Below are 14,853 nucleotides of genomic sequence, written 5' to 3'. Positions count from 1 at the left end.
GTTTGCAAACTCGTATTTCGAGTTAGGTAGATTTCTACCATGATGTTTTGTCCACACTCCCTGTGACAAAACAGATACTTCCTGTATTTATTTTTGACCTGTCTGTCAAATTTGTTACACCGCCTTTTTAGGCGGTGTTTTTTTATCTAAAGAAAATCCCACCTTTCAAATCTGGCATCAACATCACTTTTTATCTGTATTTCGGATTAATTATCGTTATATCAACACAACCAATATAGCTTTGCGATAAACCTCAACATTATGCTGAATTCCGCTTCTTTATTGCGCGATCAAAAACAAAAAAGCGCAAATTACATCAGCAATTTGCGCTTTGGGTCTGCTTCAGATCACCGCCATTGGCGGCCATCGGAAGTGTGTTTATTTACTGAGTGACTATGGACGGTAAACTTTTACGTTGTTAAAGCCCTGCTCTTGCAAGTAAAGCGCTTGCAGACGGCTCATGACGCCACGGTCACAGTACAGTAGGTAAGTTTTCGACTGGTCTAGGTCACCGAACTGCGTACCCAGCTTGTAGAATGGAATGTGTTTCACATCCACACCAGCGATTTCTAGTGGGTTATCGTCTTCCTCATCAGGGCTACGAATATCCAATACTACTGCGTGTTCTTCTACCGCTTGTACTTGCTCAACTTCTGGTGCCGCTTGCTCAGATTCTTTTGCGATATCACGAATGTCCATTTGACGCGCTTCGTAAACCACTTTCTCTAGAATGCTGAAGTCAAACTTCGCTTCTTCTGCTTCTAGCTTCTCTTTCACCGCTTTTACTGTTGGCTTCTTAGAGATCACGCCACAGTACTCAGGCATGGTTTTCGCGAAGTCTTCTGTACCTATTTCACGAGCTAAGTTGATGATGTCTTCTTTATCCCAGTTGATAAGAGGACGCAGAATCAGCGTATCCGTAACATTATCGATGTGACGAAGGTTCGTTAGCGTTTGGCTAGATACCTGGCCAAGAGCTTCACCCGTTACCAACGCTTCAATCTTAAACTTCTCAGCAATCATGCCAGCAGCGCGCATGAACATACGCTTCAAGATGACGCCCATTTGACCGTCATCTACTTTCTCAAGAATTTCAGCAACCACAGGTTCGAAATCAACAGAGATGAAACGCACCTTCGCTGATGAGCCGTATTTGTTCCATAGGTAGTGAGAAACCTGCTTAACGCCGATTTCATGAGCTGGGCCACCTAGGTTAAAGAAACAGTAGTGAACTTTAGAGCCACGTTTGATGTGTAGGTAGCTTGATACACCAGAGTCGAAACCACCTGAGATCAGGCTTAGTACGTCTTCTTGAGTACCTAGAGGGAAGCCTCCTAGACCTTTGTAACGTGCCAACACTTGGTTAAGTTTGTCACCCGATACTTCAACTTTTACCGTCACATCAGGGTTGTGCAATTTAACGCGTGCGCTTTCTACTGCTTGGTTTAGACCACCACCAACGTAACGTTCAAGCTCGATAGACGTGAAGTCATGCTTACCACGGCGTTTTGCACGAACCACAAACGTTTTATTTTCAATAAGCGGACGGCTAAGTTCCAGCACCTGCTCGTAGATGTCGTGCAGGTCTTTAAACTCAGATTGCTTCACTTCTAGAACGTGATGAATGCCTGGCGTGTGAGTCAGGATTTCTAAAACTTCAGCGTGGTATTCGTTGCTCTCAGAGGTCACTTCAATGTGATCACGACGGTTAAATACTGCGACAGATTCCGTGCGGCTCTTGACGATATTACGAATGTTGCACTCTAAAATCTTTGTGAAGCGCTTACGCACAGATTCACTTTTTACAAAAATTTCTGGATGGGGCTTTACAATAAATTTCATAGTCTAATTCGCAGGTTAGTTTCGCAATCAACAATGAGTGAACTCTCATAACTATAGAATCAAATCGAAATCCGCGTGAAAGGCACGCCGTTTTCAACGATGTAATGAGCTCACTTTTAGGGCGCAAGATTATATACCCAAACAACCTTAAGATGCTAGGTGCAGCGAGAATGCCTTGGATTGCAGGCAAGGCTACGATTTTAAGAACAAGCGACTCTCGACTAAAAGTCTTTAATAAAAAAGCGAGCACTCTGCTCGCTTTTTATCTTCTGAACTATTTATAGACGCGCTTTGTTATTGAATAACGGGCACTTCTTCACTGTATAAAGGTTCACCTTGCATGATACTGATTTCAACACGACGGTTAAGTGCGCGGTTTTCATCAGAATCATTTGGCACCAAAGGCTCGGTGTCCGCCATACCTCGCACACGAAGACGCTGATGCGAGAAACCTCTGACCTTTTCCATCTCTTGAGCGACCGACACCGCACGCTGCGATGACAAGTCCCAATTCGAGCGATACAGCTCAGAATCCAAACGCTGATTGTCCGTGTGACCAGAGATTCGGACAATACCTGGCACATCTTTCACTAGCTCAGCAATCTGTCGCACTAATGGTCTGAACTTCGGTTGCAGGAATGCAGAACCTTCTGGGAATGCGCCTTTCTCTCGCATTCGTATAACGATTTGCTGACCGAGGTTCTCCACTTCAATCGCGCCTTGTTCGATTTCACGTTCGAGCGCCTTCTTGATGCTCTCCATCAAGGTTTCCATCTCTTGTGACATCTCTTCAGACTGCTGCTGTTGCATGTCTGACTCTGCGGACTGATTGCTTTGTGTCGAGGTTTCCGGTGATTGACCGCCCGTCAGCTTGCCTTCATCACGCTTAGTACCACCAGCTCGGTCAGACTCACCTTCGTGGAATTCTAACGTCTGCTGAGTGATGTCCATGGTTTGTTGCATGATGACATCAATCGGTGTCGGCTCAGGACGGCCTGGTCTAAATTCTTGTGCGATGATGCTGGTGCCTTTAGGAATGTCTTTCACTTCCAGTTGGTTTTGCACACCAAATGCAAACTTCATCGAACCAGCAATCTGTTTGAACTTCAAAACATCCATTTCAGAGAATGAAAGCAGCAGTACGAAGAAGCACATCAACAGCGACATCAAGTCCGCGAATGTCCCCATCCACAACGGGAGACCGGGTGGCGGACAATCGCATTTGTTATCTTCATCATCCATCACAAATCTCCGCGATTACTCATCAATCTCAAGAGCACGTTTACCCTCGTTGAGGTAGTTCTTCAGGTAGCTGTCGATAACTCGTGGGTTTTGACCATCTTGAATGGCAAGTACGCCGTCCATGATCAAACGGCGGTTAAGCGTTTCTTGATCTCGGCGTAAAGAAAGCTTATCGGCAATTGGGAAGAACAGCATGTTTGACAACACCGCACCGTAAAGTGTGGTTAAAAGGGCTACCGCCATTGCAGGACCGATCGCTTTTGGGTCATCCATGTTCGAAAGCATCGCAACCAGACCAACCAGCGTACCGATCATCCCCATCGCTGGAGCAACGTCACCAAACGCTCGGAAAACACCCGTGCCTTGCGTGTGTCGCTCATCCGTCAAGGCAATGTCTTTTTGCAACGCAGCGCGAACCACGTCCGCATCGTGACCATCCACCAAAAGGTCAATGCCTTTCTGCATAAAGCTGTTGTTGATTTCCATCTCTTCCAGAGCGAGGAAACCGCCTTTACGCGCTGCATCGGCCATTTCAACAATCTTTGCGATGAGGTCTTCTGGCTCATCGGCTTTAAACATGAATGCCTTGCCTGCAATTTTCGCCGCACCAAAGAACTGGCCGAGCGTGAACTTCATCAATACTACAAATGCAGAGCCACCTACTACGATAAGGATCGATGTAACGTCGACGAACATGCCGATACTGCCACCTAGCACCATTGCCATGATGACGAAGGCAAAACCACCGATCAAACCTATTAGGGTTGCTAAATCCACAAAGCACTCCTCACGCTATTTAAATACTGCCGTTAGGCGGATTATTACTTGTATCGACAACTAGAACAGATTTTTTAGGAAAATCTTAGCTAATAGATCACAAATTAACGCCAACAACCTTAACTAAAATATGGGGTTTGTCTAATCAGACTCGTTTAGAGCCAATTTTGTGACAATTATGTAAGGTTAAATTTGACCAAGTAACTAGGCTAAGGTAACTTTCGTGCATCCTATTCAAGGCTTGATTAAGGCAGAAAAAAGATGGCGGTCAAGAAACCAGAAAACATGACCTTCGAAGCAACCATTGAAGAGCTTGATAGCTTGGTTGATCAATTAGAAAACGGCGATCTTGCCCTAGATGATGCCTTACGTAAATTTGAACGAGGCATTGCCTTAGCTCGTGCTGGCCAAACCAAACTGAGCGACGCAGAACAGCGCGTAAGCATTCTTCTTAGCGAAGATGACGAAGCCCCTCTTAGCGACTTCAAACCAGATTCAGAATAACCATCAGTAGTGAGCAATGTGATGCAACAGACATTGACGTCTTTCCAAGAAAGAAACAATCAGCAATTGAATTTGTGGCTAGAACAGCTTCCATATCAAGAGCAGCCATTGATTCAAGCAATGAAATACGGCCTTTTGTTAGGCGGCAAACGCGTTCGCCCATTTCTTGTTTACATCACAGGTCAAATGCTCGGCTGTAAACCTGAAGATCTAGACACTCCAGCTTCAGCCATCGAGTGTATTCATGCCTACTCGCTCATCCATGACGATCTTCCTGCTATGGATGATGATGATCTGCGCCGCGGTCAGCCAACCTGCCATATCAAATTTGATGAAGCGACCGCCATTTTAACCGGTGATGCCCTACAAACTCTTGCTTTTACCATCATTGCTGACGGTCCGTTGAGCCCAAGCGCAGAAAACCAACGTGTCAACATGATCAAAGCGTTAGCTCACTCCTCTGGTGCGAACGGCATGTGTGTCGGCCAAGCATTGGATTTGGGTGCGGAGAATCGCCAAGTTTCTCTTGCAGAAATGGAAGAGATACACCGTAAAAAAACCGGAGCTCTGATTGATTGTGCGGTAAAATTAGGTGCTCTGGCCGCTGGTGAAAAAGGTATCGAGGTTTTACCTCATTTAGAACGCTATTCAAAAGCAATTGGTTTGGCGTTTCAGGTTCAAGACGATATTCTTGATATCATTAGTGACACAGAAACATTGGGTAAACCTCAAGGTTCAGACCAAGAACTGAACAAAAGCACTTACCCATCCCTGCTGGGTTTAGAGGGAGCCATTGAGAAAGCTCACACTCTATTACAGGAAGCACTTCAAGCATTGGAAGCTATCCCATACAATACTCAGTTACTCGAAGAGTTCGCCCGATACGTCATCGAGCGCAAAAACTAACACTATAAGCGCGCATTTATATGACTCTTGATATTTCAAAGTACCCAACACTGGCGTTAGCAAATACACCGGAAGAGTTGCGTCTTCTTCCAAAAGAAACATTACCAACTCTGTGTGATGAGCTGCGAACGTATCTGCTAAATTCAGTGAGCCAATCTAGCGGACACTTAGCGTCTGGCTTAGGCACCGTAGAGCTAACTGTGGCTCTGCATTATGTTTACAACACACCCGTAGATAAACTTATCTGGGATGTTGGTCATCAGGCTTACCCACATAAAATTTTGACGGGTCGTCGCGATCAAATGCCAACGATTCGTCAGAAAGACGGCTTACACCCTTTCCCTTGGCGCGAAGAGAGCGAGTACGACACGCTATCAGTTGGTCACTCTTCTACTTCCATCAGTGCAGGGCTTGGCCTAGCCATCAGCGCTCAAAAAGAAGGGAAAGGTCGCAAAGTCATCAGTGTGATTGGTGATGGTGCGATTACTGCCGGCATGGCATTCGAAGCCATGAACCACGCAGGCGATGTTCACCCTGACATGTTGGTGATTCTGAACGACAATGAAATGTCGATCTCAGAAAACGTTGGCGCTCTGAACAACCACCTAGCGAAAGTGCTTTCCGGTAGTCTTTACACCTCTATCCGTGAAGGTGGAAAAAAAGTGCTATCAGGTGTGCCACCAATCAAAGAACTGGTTCGTCGCACTGAAGAACATCTAAAAGGCATGGTTGTCCCTGGCACTCTGTTTGAAGAGTTTGGCTTTAACTACATTGGTCCAATTGATGGGCACGATGTGAATGAGCTCGTTAAAACACTGAAGAACATGCGTGAGCTTAAAGGCCCTCAGTTCCTGCACATCATGACCAAGAAAGGCAAAGGTTATGAGCCAGCAGAGAAAGATCCTATTGGCTACCACGGCGTCCCTAAGTTCGATCCAAGCCATAACTGCTTACCAAAAAGCAGTGGCGGCAAACCAACTTTCTCAAAGATTTTTGGTGACTTCTTATGTGACATGGCAGCGCAAGATCCTAAGCTAATGGCAATTACGCCAGCAATGCGTGAAGGTTCTGGCATGGTACGTTTCTCGAAAGAGTACCCAGACCAATACTTTGATGTGGCAATTGCAGAGCAACACGCTGTGACACTTGCAACGGGTATGGCAATTGCTGGCGATCATCCGATCGTTGCTATCTACTCGACCTTCTTGCAACGTGGTTACGATCAACTTATCCATGACATCGCTATCATGGACTTACCAGTAATGTTCGCTATCGACCGCGCAGGTTTGGTCGGTGCAGATGGTCAAACACACCAAGGTGCATTTGATCTTAGCTTTATGCGCTGCATTCCTAACATGGTGATCATGGCTCCAAGCGACGAAAACGAATGTCGCCAAATGCTGTACACAGGTCATAAGCACACTGGACCAAGTGCCGTACGTTATCCTCGTGGTAGTGGTATGGGTACAGAGATCGAAAAAGAGTTTACCGCTCTTGAGATTGGTAAAGGTCGAGTGGTACGCAAAGGTGAAAAGGTGGCAATCCTGAGCTTCGGTACTTTCTTACCGAATGCACTAGAAGCAGCTGAAAACCTCAATGCAACGGTTGCTGATATGCGTTTCGTCAAACCTCTTGATGAAGCATTGATTCGCCAACTCGCTGATGAACATGACGTTCTTGTCACGCTAGAAGAGAACGCAATCGCAGGTGGTGCTGGTGCAGGTGTTATTGAATTTATGATGAAAGAGAAAATCATCAAACCAGTACTCAATCTTGGTTTACCTGATAAATTCATCCATCAAGGTACTCAAGAAGAGCTTCACGAAGAACTTGGTTTAGACGCAAAAGGGATTGAAAAATCCATTGCTGAATACCTTGCGAAGTAAGCAATTCAATAGCAAAAAGGGATGCCATTGGCATCCCTTTTTAATTCTTGTTGTTCTTCGAGTGATAGGTGATGTACTAACTCATCCAACCCGCATACTTTGCAACGAGAAACAAAGCAATACCCGCCATAATCCCCGCCACAATATCATCGAGCATAATGCCAAGCCCGCCATGGATGCGTTTGTCTAACCAACCTATTGGCCACGGTTTGACCATATCGAAAAAGCGGAAAAGAATGAAACCCGTCAACAACCATTTCCATTCCGTGATAGGAATATTCAGGGCTGGTACAATACTCATGGTGATCCAAAAGCCCGCAAACTCATCCCAAACAATTGAACCGTGATCATGCACCTTCATATCATCTGACGTGACTTGGCAGATTTTGATGCCAATCACGCACGAAAGTAATACCACAACGACATAAGCCGGAAATGGCAGCTGCGCCAACAACAGAAAAAACGGAACCGCAGCAAGCGTCCCCATTGTTCCAGGAACTACTGGCGACAAACCACTGCCAAACCCCGTCGCCAACAAATGCCACGGGTTCTTTAATGAGATCAGAGAAAGAGGGTTGGTCATATCCTTAAACCTATACTGCTAGTTTAACTCGATGAGCTTATTTAAAGTGGTCGAAACCACTTAAATCCCAGTCGAGAGGTTGGTTGTTATCGTGAAGCTCAAACGTTCCATTTGGTCTAATTTGGCCAATGCACGTCACTTTGCACCCGCTATAAGACAAAGCACTCTGCAAAGAACCTCGATTTTGTTCTGATACAGTGAAACACAACTCGTATTCTTCACCGCTAGATAAAGCATACTGCTGTGCGCTGACCTTATCATCTAAAAATTGTACCAGCTCTGAAGAGATTGGTAATTGAGACACATCGATACTCACACCAACTTGTGAGCGTTTTAAAATATGTTTGATATCCGAAATCAGGCCGTCTGAAATATCAATCGCCGAAGATGCTAATCCTACCAAAGCTTGCCCCGCTAACACTCTCGGAGTACTTAGGTAGTGGGCTTTTTCTAGTTCATCAGCACCAATGCGACTGCGAAGTGTTTCATCTAAGATGACATCCAGCCCTGCTTTTGCGTCACCCAAATTCCCCGTGACATACACCCAGTCCCCGACTTTCGCGCCAGAGCGAGTCAGCGCTTTGCCCTCAGGCACAAAACCTTGCACTGTCAGTGTTAAGCTTAATGGGCCTTTCGTTGTATCACCGCCGATTAACTGAATACCGAAGTAATCCGCCAGTTCGAAAAACGCATCACAGAAGGGTGCGAGCCATTCTTCATCCACTTCAGGCATGGTCAATGCAAAGCTTACCCAAGCAGGTGTTGCGCCCATCGCAGCTAAGTCGCTGATGTTGGATGCAAGCGCCTTGTGAGCAACCCAAGCAGGGTTCGCGTGAGGAAGGAAATGGGTTCCAGCAACCAAGGTATCGGTGCTGATAGCAATCTGTACATTTGCTGGCGCCTTAACGAGAGCGCAATCGTCCCCTGCGGCGAGGTGTACGTCTTTGCGCTGGTTTTGTCGGCCAACAAAATACTTATCAATCAGGTTAAATTCACCAGACATAATTCATTTATCTTTTCATGCCAATGGCATTGATATCATACAAAAAAGGTCAGCATGTGCTGACCTTTTTATTGAAGAAATCGTTATTTCTTACGTACGTGTGGTGCGGCTTTATCTAGCACACCGTTCACGAATTTGTGGCTGTCTTCTGCAGCGAATACTTTAGCAAGTTCAATCGCTTCGTTGATTACCACTTTGTAAGGAACATCTTCGCGACGAGTCATCTCGTACATAGCAAGGCGAAGAAGAGCAAGTTCCATCATATCTAGATCCTGCATAGGACGAGATACGTAAGGACGAATTTTGCTATCTAGCTCAGCGTGGCTAAGTACAACACCGCTTAATAGTTCACGGAAGTAAGCAACGTCTGTTTCTGGAGCAGCAAGTGCTGGCTCAGATGCACGAAGTTCTTCTTCATCGTATTTGTCGCCAGACAAAAACTGTTCTTCAATCGTGGCAACATTCTCTTTAGTAATTTGCCATGAGTAGATCGCCTGTAGAGCGAATTGACGTGCGTTACGACGTGCGGCTGGTTTCACACTGGCCCCCATTAGGAATCAATTTCAGATAGTACATTAATCATTTCAAGTGCGCTTAGTGCAGCCTCTGCACCTTTATTACCAGCCTTGGTTCCTGCGCGTTCAATCGCTTGATCGATAGTATCAACAGTCAGCACACCGAATGCGACTGGAAGACTGTATTCCAGAGACACTTGTGCTAGGCCCTTGTTACATTCACTACAAACATAATCAAAGTGTGGTGTACCGCCACGGATTACTGTACCTAGAGATACGATCGCATCGTATTTACCAGTTTTAGCAACACGTTGAGCTACTAGAGGTAGTTCTACGGCACCTGGACAACGTACAACAGTGATGTTGTCTTCGCTTACTTGTCCGTGACGCTTTAGTGTATCGATCGCACCAGAAAGTAAGCTTTCGTTAATAAAACTGTTGAAGCGAGAAATAACGATAGCAATTTTTGCATTTGGCGCTGGGAAGCCACCCTCGATCACTTTCATAAGCTTTCCTTTAACTCTATTTATAAGTGAAATTTGTTCATCAAGTGAGAATCGCCGGATTCTAGCACAAATTTGTGAGCAATATCTAATGGAAATTGGCCGCGTGTCACGAGTTCCTCGTCCACACCAAAATAGGTGTGCATGGGACTAGGAACTTATCGTTCACTTCTTATTCGCAAACGTATTCAACCACATTCAGGCCGAAACCGCCCAATGCATGGTATTTTTTGTTGGTCGAAGACAGAAGACGCATATCGTGAACACCAAGGTCTGCAAGAATTTGCGACCCCACTCCCACGCGGCGAGACGTGCCCTGCTTTTTCGCTAAAGTAGGTGCTTCGCCTTTATCTTGCGCTTCGAACATCTTCACGCGGTGGATGAGCAACTCGGTTGATTCTTCATTGCCAAGAACAACCAGAACACCACCTTCTTCACCGATACGCTTCATCGCTCTATCCAGTGTCCAGCTACGCTCTGCATTGCGGTCACTGCGTAATACATCGGTGAATACGTCTTGTAGATGCACACGAACCAGTGGCGCTTCGCCGGCCAAATCACCTTTGCACATCGCGTAATGCACTTGATTATCGATGGTGTCTTTGTAAGTCACCAAAGTGAACTCACCGTGTTCAGTTGGCAGTTTGCATTCTGCTACACGCTCAATGGTCGTTTCTGTGTTGTTGCGGTATTCGATAAGGTCCGCAATAGTGCCTAACTTCAAGCCGTGTTTTTCAGCAAATATTTCAAGATCAGGGCGGCGAGCCATGGTGCCGTCGTCGTTTAGAATCTCAACAATCACAGAAGCAGGCTCAAGCCCCGCAAGGCGAGCTAAATCACACCCCGCTTCGGTGTGACCAGCGCGAGTCAATACACCACCATCTTGCGCAGCAAGAGGGAAAATATGACCCGGTTGAACCAAGTCCGCCGCTTTTGCGATTGGCGCAACCGCAGCTTGAACGGTGCGTGCGCGGTCAGCCGCTGAAATACCCGTGGTGACGCCTTCAGCAGCTTCAATAGAAACAGTAAAGTTAGTGGTGTACTGCGCGTTGTTGTCTTGCACCATTGGCGGCAAGCCGAGATTTTCACAACGCGCTTTAGTCATGGTCAGACAGATCAAGCCACGACCGTAAGTCGCCATAAAGTTGATCGCTTCCGGCGTAATATGCTCGGCAGCCATGATCAAGTCACCTTCATTCTCACGGTCTTCATCATCCATTAGGATGACCATTTTGCCTGCGCGAATATCATCAATAATTTCTTGTGGTGTACTGATTGGCATATTCTGTTTCCCGTTATTCTAAAATTTACTTTCCGACAGCAATGCGTGAAATCTTATTGCAATGGTAATGACATCAACAGTTTGAGCCTTGCACAATGCAAGTCAATTGCCCTAACGATGTTCTGTGAATCCGGTCTGTTATGGCAATTATCGCAACGTGGCTGAGCGCTTACGCAAAGCCATTTTGTTGTAAGAAGTCCATGGTGATGCGAGATTCAGGCTGCTCTTCTTGCTGACCTTGCAGCAAGCGTTCCATATAACGCGCCAACACATCCACTTCTAAATTCACTTTGCGGCCCACTTGGAACTGGTCGATGGTGGTTTCTTCACTGGTGTGAGGCACAATCGTCAGTTTGAATGCGTTTTTACGCAAATCATTCACCGTTAAGCTGATACCATCAACGGTGATAGAGCCTTTTTCTGCCACGTACTTGCTGATCTCAGCAGGCATCGCGACCCAAAACTCTATCGCACGACCAACTTGATTGCGCTCCACAATTTCACCCACGCCGTCCACGTGTCCAGATACAATGTGTCCGCCAAAACGTGTCGTCGGCAGCATGGCTTTTTCTAAGTTAACCTTTTCGCCGACTTGGTAGTTTGCAAAACCGGTTTTTTTCAAGGTCTCGAGAGACAAATCCGCGCTGTAGTAATTGCTTCCAAAGTCAATCACCGTTAAGCACACACCATTAGTTGCGATGCTGTCGCCTAACTTTACGTCAGACATGTCTAACTTACCTACTTCTACCGTAACGGTAATGTCTTCGCCTTTTGGCGTAATCGCAGTTAATTTACCAACTGCTTCTACAATTCCTGTAAACATAGTGCTTCTTTTCTAAATTTCTTTACGTACAAGGGTGGCGGTAATACGGATATCTCTGCCCACCATTCGCACATCAGTAATATTTAAATCGATGACCTGCGCCATCTCCGTCAATCCCAGCGCGCCAATTAAACCACGTCCATCGCTTCCCATTAGTTTCGGAGCGAGATAGACAATCAACTCATCTACAAGGTTAGCTTTGATTAGAGAACTCGCGAGCGTCGCGCCAGCTTCCACCCATAAATGGTTGATATTATGCTGAGTCGCGACCGCTTTTAGGGTCGCAGCTAAATCAATTTTTCCGCTTTGGTCTAGTTGTGGACAAACATCGCCTTCGCTGCTGACAATAATTCGCTCACCTTCGGTACTGAACAGTTTAAGGTCATCACTCAGTTTCTGTTGACGGTCGAGTATTACCCTTGCAGGTTGGCGAACTTCCGTCAGCTCATAGTGCGCTTGAACACTCTGTGGCAAATCATCCCAACGAACATTGAGAGAAGCGTTATCATCCATCACTGTTTTGCTTGTAGACAGAATGCCACCGCTTTGCGCTCGATAACGCTGCACGTCTTGGCGAGCCTGTGGGGAGGTGATCCATTGGCTCTTGCCATTACTTAGCGCACTCTGTCCATCTAAGCTTGCTGCCATTTTTAATTGGATAAATGGCATGCCTGTTTGCATGAATTTAATGAAGCCACGATTGAGCTCAATCGCATCGTTTTCTAACAATCCAACCTGAACCTCAACCCCGGCTTCACGTAGCATTTGGATGCCACGTCCAGCCACTTTTGGATTCGGATCTTCCATCGCACACACTACTCGCGCCACTTTGGCTTTTATCAACCCTTCAGCGCAAGGTGGCGTGCGTCCATAGTGGGAGCACGGTTCAAGGGTAACGTATGCCGTTGCACCTTCAGCTTTATCACCAGCCATGCGCATCGCGTGCACTTCAGCATGGGGCTCTCCAGCGCGATGATGATAACCTTCACCAATGATCACGCCATCACGAACAATTACGCAACCGACGTTCGGGTTTGGAGCCGTCGTATAAATGCCGCGTCGAGCTAACTTGAGCGCACGCGACATCATTGAAAAATCTTGAGGAGAAAATGGAGACGCAGAAGTGTGTTGAGGCATGATTTAATCAGTCTTCAAGGCGGGCAATTTCTTCGCCGAATTCACGAATATCTTCAAAGCTACGATAAACCGATGCAAAACGGATGTAAGCCACTTTGTCGAGCTCTTTAAGCTGATCCATAACCAAGTTACCAATCATTTGGCTCGGTACTTCACGCTCGCCAGTTGCGCGGAGCTGCGACTTAATCATACTGATTGCAAGCTCGATAGAGTCGGCACTTACCGGACGTTTCTCTAATGCGCGCTGAATGCCACCGACCATTTTATCTTCATCGAATGGTTCACGATTGCCATTCGACTTAATGACTTTAGGCATGACCAATTCTGCCGTTTCAAACGTAGTAAAACGTTCACTACAGGCTAAACACTGGCGGCGGCGACGGACTTGATGACCATCCGCAACCAATCGGGAATCAATTACTTTTGTATCGTTCTCTGAACAAAAAGGACAATGCATATCACCTCCAAATAACGTGCCATTGGGGCCGTCCCAAAAGCCAGACTAGTGTAGCGGAATTGATATGTGAGAGAAAACAAAAAGGGGCACTAGTGCCCCTTTTTCAATCAATATCGAGTCGAATCTGTTAACTGCGTGCTAAGTAGTTCGCTTTGCCGACCCATTTGTAGCTTGTTAATTCTTCCAAACCCATAGGGCCACGTGCATGTAGCTTTTGAGTTGAGACGGCCACTTCAGCCCCCAAGCCAAACTGAGCACCGTCAGTAAAGCGCGTTGCCGCATTCACATAAACTGCAGCCGAGCCCACCGAATTGATGAACAACTCTGAGTTAATCAAGCTGTTGGTCATGATTGCATCTGAGTGACTCGCATTGTGAACTCGCATATGATCAATCGCATCTTTCACGTCAGCGACAACTTTTACACCTAACGTGTAGCTTAGCCATTCGGTATCAAAATCACCTTCTGCGGCATCGCGAATTTGCGTAGCTTGAGCCATTAGCGCTTTCGCTTTTGGTTCTGCTACAAACGTCACTTTGTCACTCATTCGCTCGACAATCATTGGCAAGAATTTCGCCGCCACTTTCTCGTGAACAAGCAGTGTGTCTAGCGAGTTACATGCCGAAGGACGTTGAACTTTCGAGTTTTCAACCACGTTTAGAGATTTCTCTAGATCTGCGGATTCATCAACAAAAATGTGACTGATACCAAAACCGCCGATGATCACTGGAATTGTGCTGTTCTCTTTACACATTTTGTGCAGACCAGCTCCACCACGTGGGATGATCATATCAACGTAGTCATCCAGTTTAAGCAGTTGAGAAACCAGCTCGCGATCTGGCTTTTCAATGTACTGTACTGAAGCGGCTGGCAAGTTTGCTTTTGCAAGGGCTGATTGGATAACTTTCACAAGTTCCATGTTAGAGAAAAACGTCTCTTTACCACCGCGTAGGATGCTGGCGTTACCCGTTTTCAGGCACAGTGCGGCAATGTCGATGGTCACATTTGGACGCGCTTCATAAATCACCCCCACAACACCAAGTGGTACACGGCGGCGAGAGAGAGACATGCCGTTTTCTAGCACTTTACTGTCGATTTCGCTGCCCACAGGATCGTTTAGGCTGATCACATTGCGAACATCATTTGCAATGCCCGTTAAACGTTCTTCATTCAACAGTAGACGGTCTAGCAGCGCATCGGTCAGACCAGCTTCGCGACCAAGTTCGATGTCTTTTGCGTTTGCTGCCAAAATCGCAGCTGAGTTTGCTTCTAGCTCATCTGCGATGATCGCTAGAGCTTGGTTCTTTTGAGCCGTTGACGCTGTCGCCAATTCAAAAGCTGCATCTTTAGCAGCTTTACCCATATTCGTTAAATCCACGTTGCTTCCCTCAAT

Annotated in this window: 15 protein-coding genes; 3 read left to right on the top strand and 12 right to left on the bottom strand. The window is 46.4% G+C overall.

Annotated elements, in window-relative coordinates; genetic code table 11:
• Positions 1-393 precede the first annotated feature (393 nt).
• The 3 genes from thiI to pomA all read right to left on the bottom strand — a co-directional run bounded on the left by thiI (position 394) and on the right by pomA (position 3,861).
• Entirely contained in the window at positions 394-1,842 is a 1,449-nt protein-coding gene (thiI, locus tag ACYJZR_RS03325) for a tRNA uracil 4-sulfurtransferase ThiI (protein ID WP_017448801.1), read from the bottom strand.
• 294 nt (positions 1,843-2,136) lie between these two features.
• A complete protein-coding gene (locus ACYJZR_RS03320; RefSeq protein ID WP_005460634.1) occupies positions 2,137-3,084 on the bottom strand; it encodes a flagellar motor protein MotB in 948 nt (315 codons plus the stop codon).
• A 15-nt stretch (positions 3,085-3,099) separates the two neighbouring features.
• Complete coding sequence (gene pomA / locus ACYJZR_RS03315; RefSeq protein ID WP_005482965.1) at positions 3,100-3,861, bottom strand: flagellar motor protein PomA; 762 nt, start codon at positions 3,859-3,861, stop codon at positions 3,100-3,102.
• A gap of 261 nt (positions 3,862-4,122) precedes the next feature.
• Here pomA and xseB point away from each other — a divergent pair, with 261 nt between their 5' ends.
• Genes xseB through dxs form a run of 3 tightly spaced genes read left to right on the top strand, consistent with a single transcriptional unit; the run spans position 4,123 to position 7,157 of the window.
• Complete coding sequence (xseB, locus tag ACYJZR_RS03310) at positions 4,123-4,365, top strand: exodeoxyribonuclease VII small subunit (protein WP_005381566.1); 243 nt, start codon at positions 4,123-4,125, stop codon at positions 4,363-4,365.
• 21 nt (positions 4,366-4,386) lie between these two features.
• Positions 4,387-5,271 carry a (2E,6E)-farnesyl diphosphate synthase gene (gene ispA / locus ACYJZR_RS03305; protein ID WP_005488700.1) on the top strand — a complete coding sequence of 295 codons (885 nt, stop codon included), beginning with the start codon at positions 4,387-4,389 and terminating at the stop codon, positions 5,269-5,271.
• A gap of 20 nt (positions 5,272-5,291) precedes the next feature.
• Positions 5,292-7,157, top strand: a complete 1,866-nt coding sequence (gene dxs, locus ACYJZR_RS03300; protein ID WP_015296331.1) for a 1-deoxy-D-xylulose-5-phosphate synthase — start codon at positions 5,292-5,294, stop codon at positions 7,155-7,157.
• A gap of 76 nt (positions 7,158-7,233) precedes the next feature.
• Here the strand turns inward: dxs and pgpA are convergent, their stop codons facing one another.
• From pgpA to ACYJZR_RS03255, 9 genes are all read right to left on the bottom strand, one after another.
• The gene (pgpA, locus tag ACYJZR_RS03295; protein WP_005482983.1) at positions 7,234-7,740 is read right to left on the bottom strand and encodes a phosphatidylglycerophosphatase A; all 507 of its coding nucleotides are present in this window, start codon (positions 7,738-7,740) and stop codon (positions 7,234-7,236) included.
• Positions 7,741-7,777: 37 nt separating this feature from the next.
• The gene (gene thiL / locus ACYJZR_RS03290) at positions 7,778-8,743 is read right to left on the bottom strand and encodes a thiamine-phosphate kinase (protein WP_021822340.1); all 966 of its coding nucleotides are present in this window, start codon (positions 8,741-8,743) and stop codon (positions 7,778-7,780) included.
• A gap of 83 nt (positions 8,744-8,826) precedes the next feature.
• The gene (gene nusB, locus ACYJZR_RS03285; RefSeq protein WP_005456038.1) at positions 8,827-9,294 is read right to left on the bottom strand and encodes a transcription antitermination factor NusB; all 468 of its coding nucleotides are present in this window, start codon (positions 9,292-9,294) and stop codon (positions 8,827-8,829) included.
• Positions 9,294-9,764, bottom strand: coding sequence for a 6,7-dimethyl-8-ribityllumazine synthase (gene ribH / locus ACYJZR_RS03280; RefSeq protein ID WP_005440184.1), 471 nt, complete (start codon positions 9,762-9,764; stop codon positions 9,294-9,296). The genes nusB and ribH overlap by 1 nt, the downstream gene beginning before the upstream one ends.
• 169 nt (positions 9,765-9,933) lie before the next feature.
• Entirely contained in the window at positions 9,934-11,043 is a 1,110-nt protein-coding gene (gene ribBA, locus ACYJZR_RS03275; RefSeq protein WP_406966305.1) for a bifunctional 3,4-dihydroxy-2-butanone-4-phosphate synthase/GTP cyclohydrolase II, read from the bottom strand.
• Between the two features lie 169 nt (positions 11,044-11,212).
• Positions 11,213-11,866 carry a riboflavin synthase gene (locus ACYJZR_RS03270; RefSeq protein ID WP_005483039.1) on the bottom strand — a complete coding sequence of 218 codons (654 nt, stop codon included), beginning with the start codon at positions 11,864-11,866 and terminating at the stop codon, positions 11,213-11,215.
• A 12-nt stretch (positions 11,867-11,878) separates the two neighbouring features.
• Entirely contained in the window at positions 11,879-13,003 is a 1,125-nt protein-coding gene (ribD, locus tag ACYJZR_RS03265; RefSeq protein WP_025625922.1) for a bifunctional diaminohydroxyphosphoribosylaminopyrimidine deaminase/5-amino-6-(5-phosphoribosylamino)uracil reductase RibD, read from the bottom strand.
• A gap of 7 nt (positions 13,004-13,010) precedes the next feature.
• The gene (gene nrdR / locus ACYJZR_RS03260; protein ID WP_005482986.1) at positions 13,011-13,460 is read right to left on the bottom strand and encodes a transcriptional regulator NrdR; all 450 of its coding nucleotides are present in this window, start codon (positions 13,458-13,460) and stop codon (positions 13,011-13,013) included.
• 127 nt (positions 13,461-13,587) lie between these two features.
• Entirely contained in the window at positions 13,588-14,838 is a 1,251-nt protein-coding gene (locus ACYJZR_RS03255; RefSeq protein ID WP_017448803.1) for a glutamate-5-semialdehyde dehydrogenase, read from the bottom strand.
• Positions 14,839-14,853: the final 15 nt, after the last annotated feature.

Source organism: Vibrio sp. RC2502, from assembly GCF_054850435.1.
This window is presented reverse-complemented; position numbering and strand designations above follow the sequence as displayed.

Bases quoted from the DNA above. Each gene is read 5' to 3' on its own strand.
- thiL (WP_021822340.1), bottom strand. From the start codon at position 8,743: ATGTCTGGTGAATTTAACCTGATTGATAAGTATTTTGTTGGCCGACAA.
- dxs (WP_015296331.1), top strand. From the start codon at position 5,292: ATGACTCTTGATATTTCAAAGTACCCAACACTGGCGTTAGCAAATACA.
- ribD (WP_025625922.1), bottom strand. From the start codon at position 13,003: ATGCCTCAACACACTTCTGCGTCTCCATTTTCTCCTCAAGATTTTTCA.
- ispA (WP_005488700.1), top strand. From the start codon at position 4,387: ATGCAACAGACATTGACGTCTTTCCAAGAAAGAAACAATCAGCAATTG.
- pgpA (WP_005482983.1), bottom strand. From the start codon at position 7,740: ATGACCAACCCTCTTTCTCTGATCTCATTAAAGAACCCGTGGCATTTG.
- ACYJZR_RS03270 (WP_005483039.1), bottom strand. From the start codon at position 11,866: ATGTTTACAGGAATTGTAGAAGCAGTTGGTAAATTAACTGCGATTACG.
- xseB (WP_005381566.1), top strand. From the start codon at position 4,123: ATGGCGGTCAAGAAACCAGAAAACATGACCTTCGAAGCAACCATTGAA.
- ribBA (WP_406966305.1), bottom strand. From the start codon at position 11,043: ATGCCAATCAGTACACCACAAGAAATTATTGATGATATTCGCGCAGGC.
- nrdR (WP_005482986.1), bottom strand. From the start codon at position 13,460: ATGCATTGTCCTTTTTGTTCAGAGAACGATACAAAAGTAATTGATTCC.
- ACYJZR_RS03320 (WP_005460634.1), bottom strand. From the start codon at position 3,084: ATGGATGATGAAGATAACAAATGCGATTGTCCGCCACCCGGTCTCCCG.
- ribH (WP_005440184.1), bottom strand. From the start codon at position 9,764: ATGAAAGTGATCGAGGGTGGCTTCCCAGCGCCAAATGCAAAAATTGCT.
- thiI (WP_017448801.1), bottom strand. From the start codon at position 1,842: ATGAAATTTATTGTAAAGCCCCATCCAGAAATTTTTGTAAAAAGTGAA.
- nusB (WP_005456038.1), bottom strand. From the start codon at position 9,294: ATGGGGGCCAGTGTGAAACCAGCCGCACGTCGTAACGCACGTCAATTC.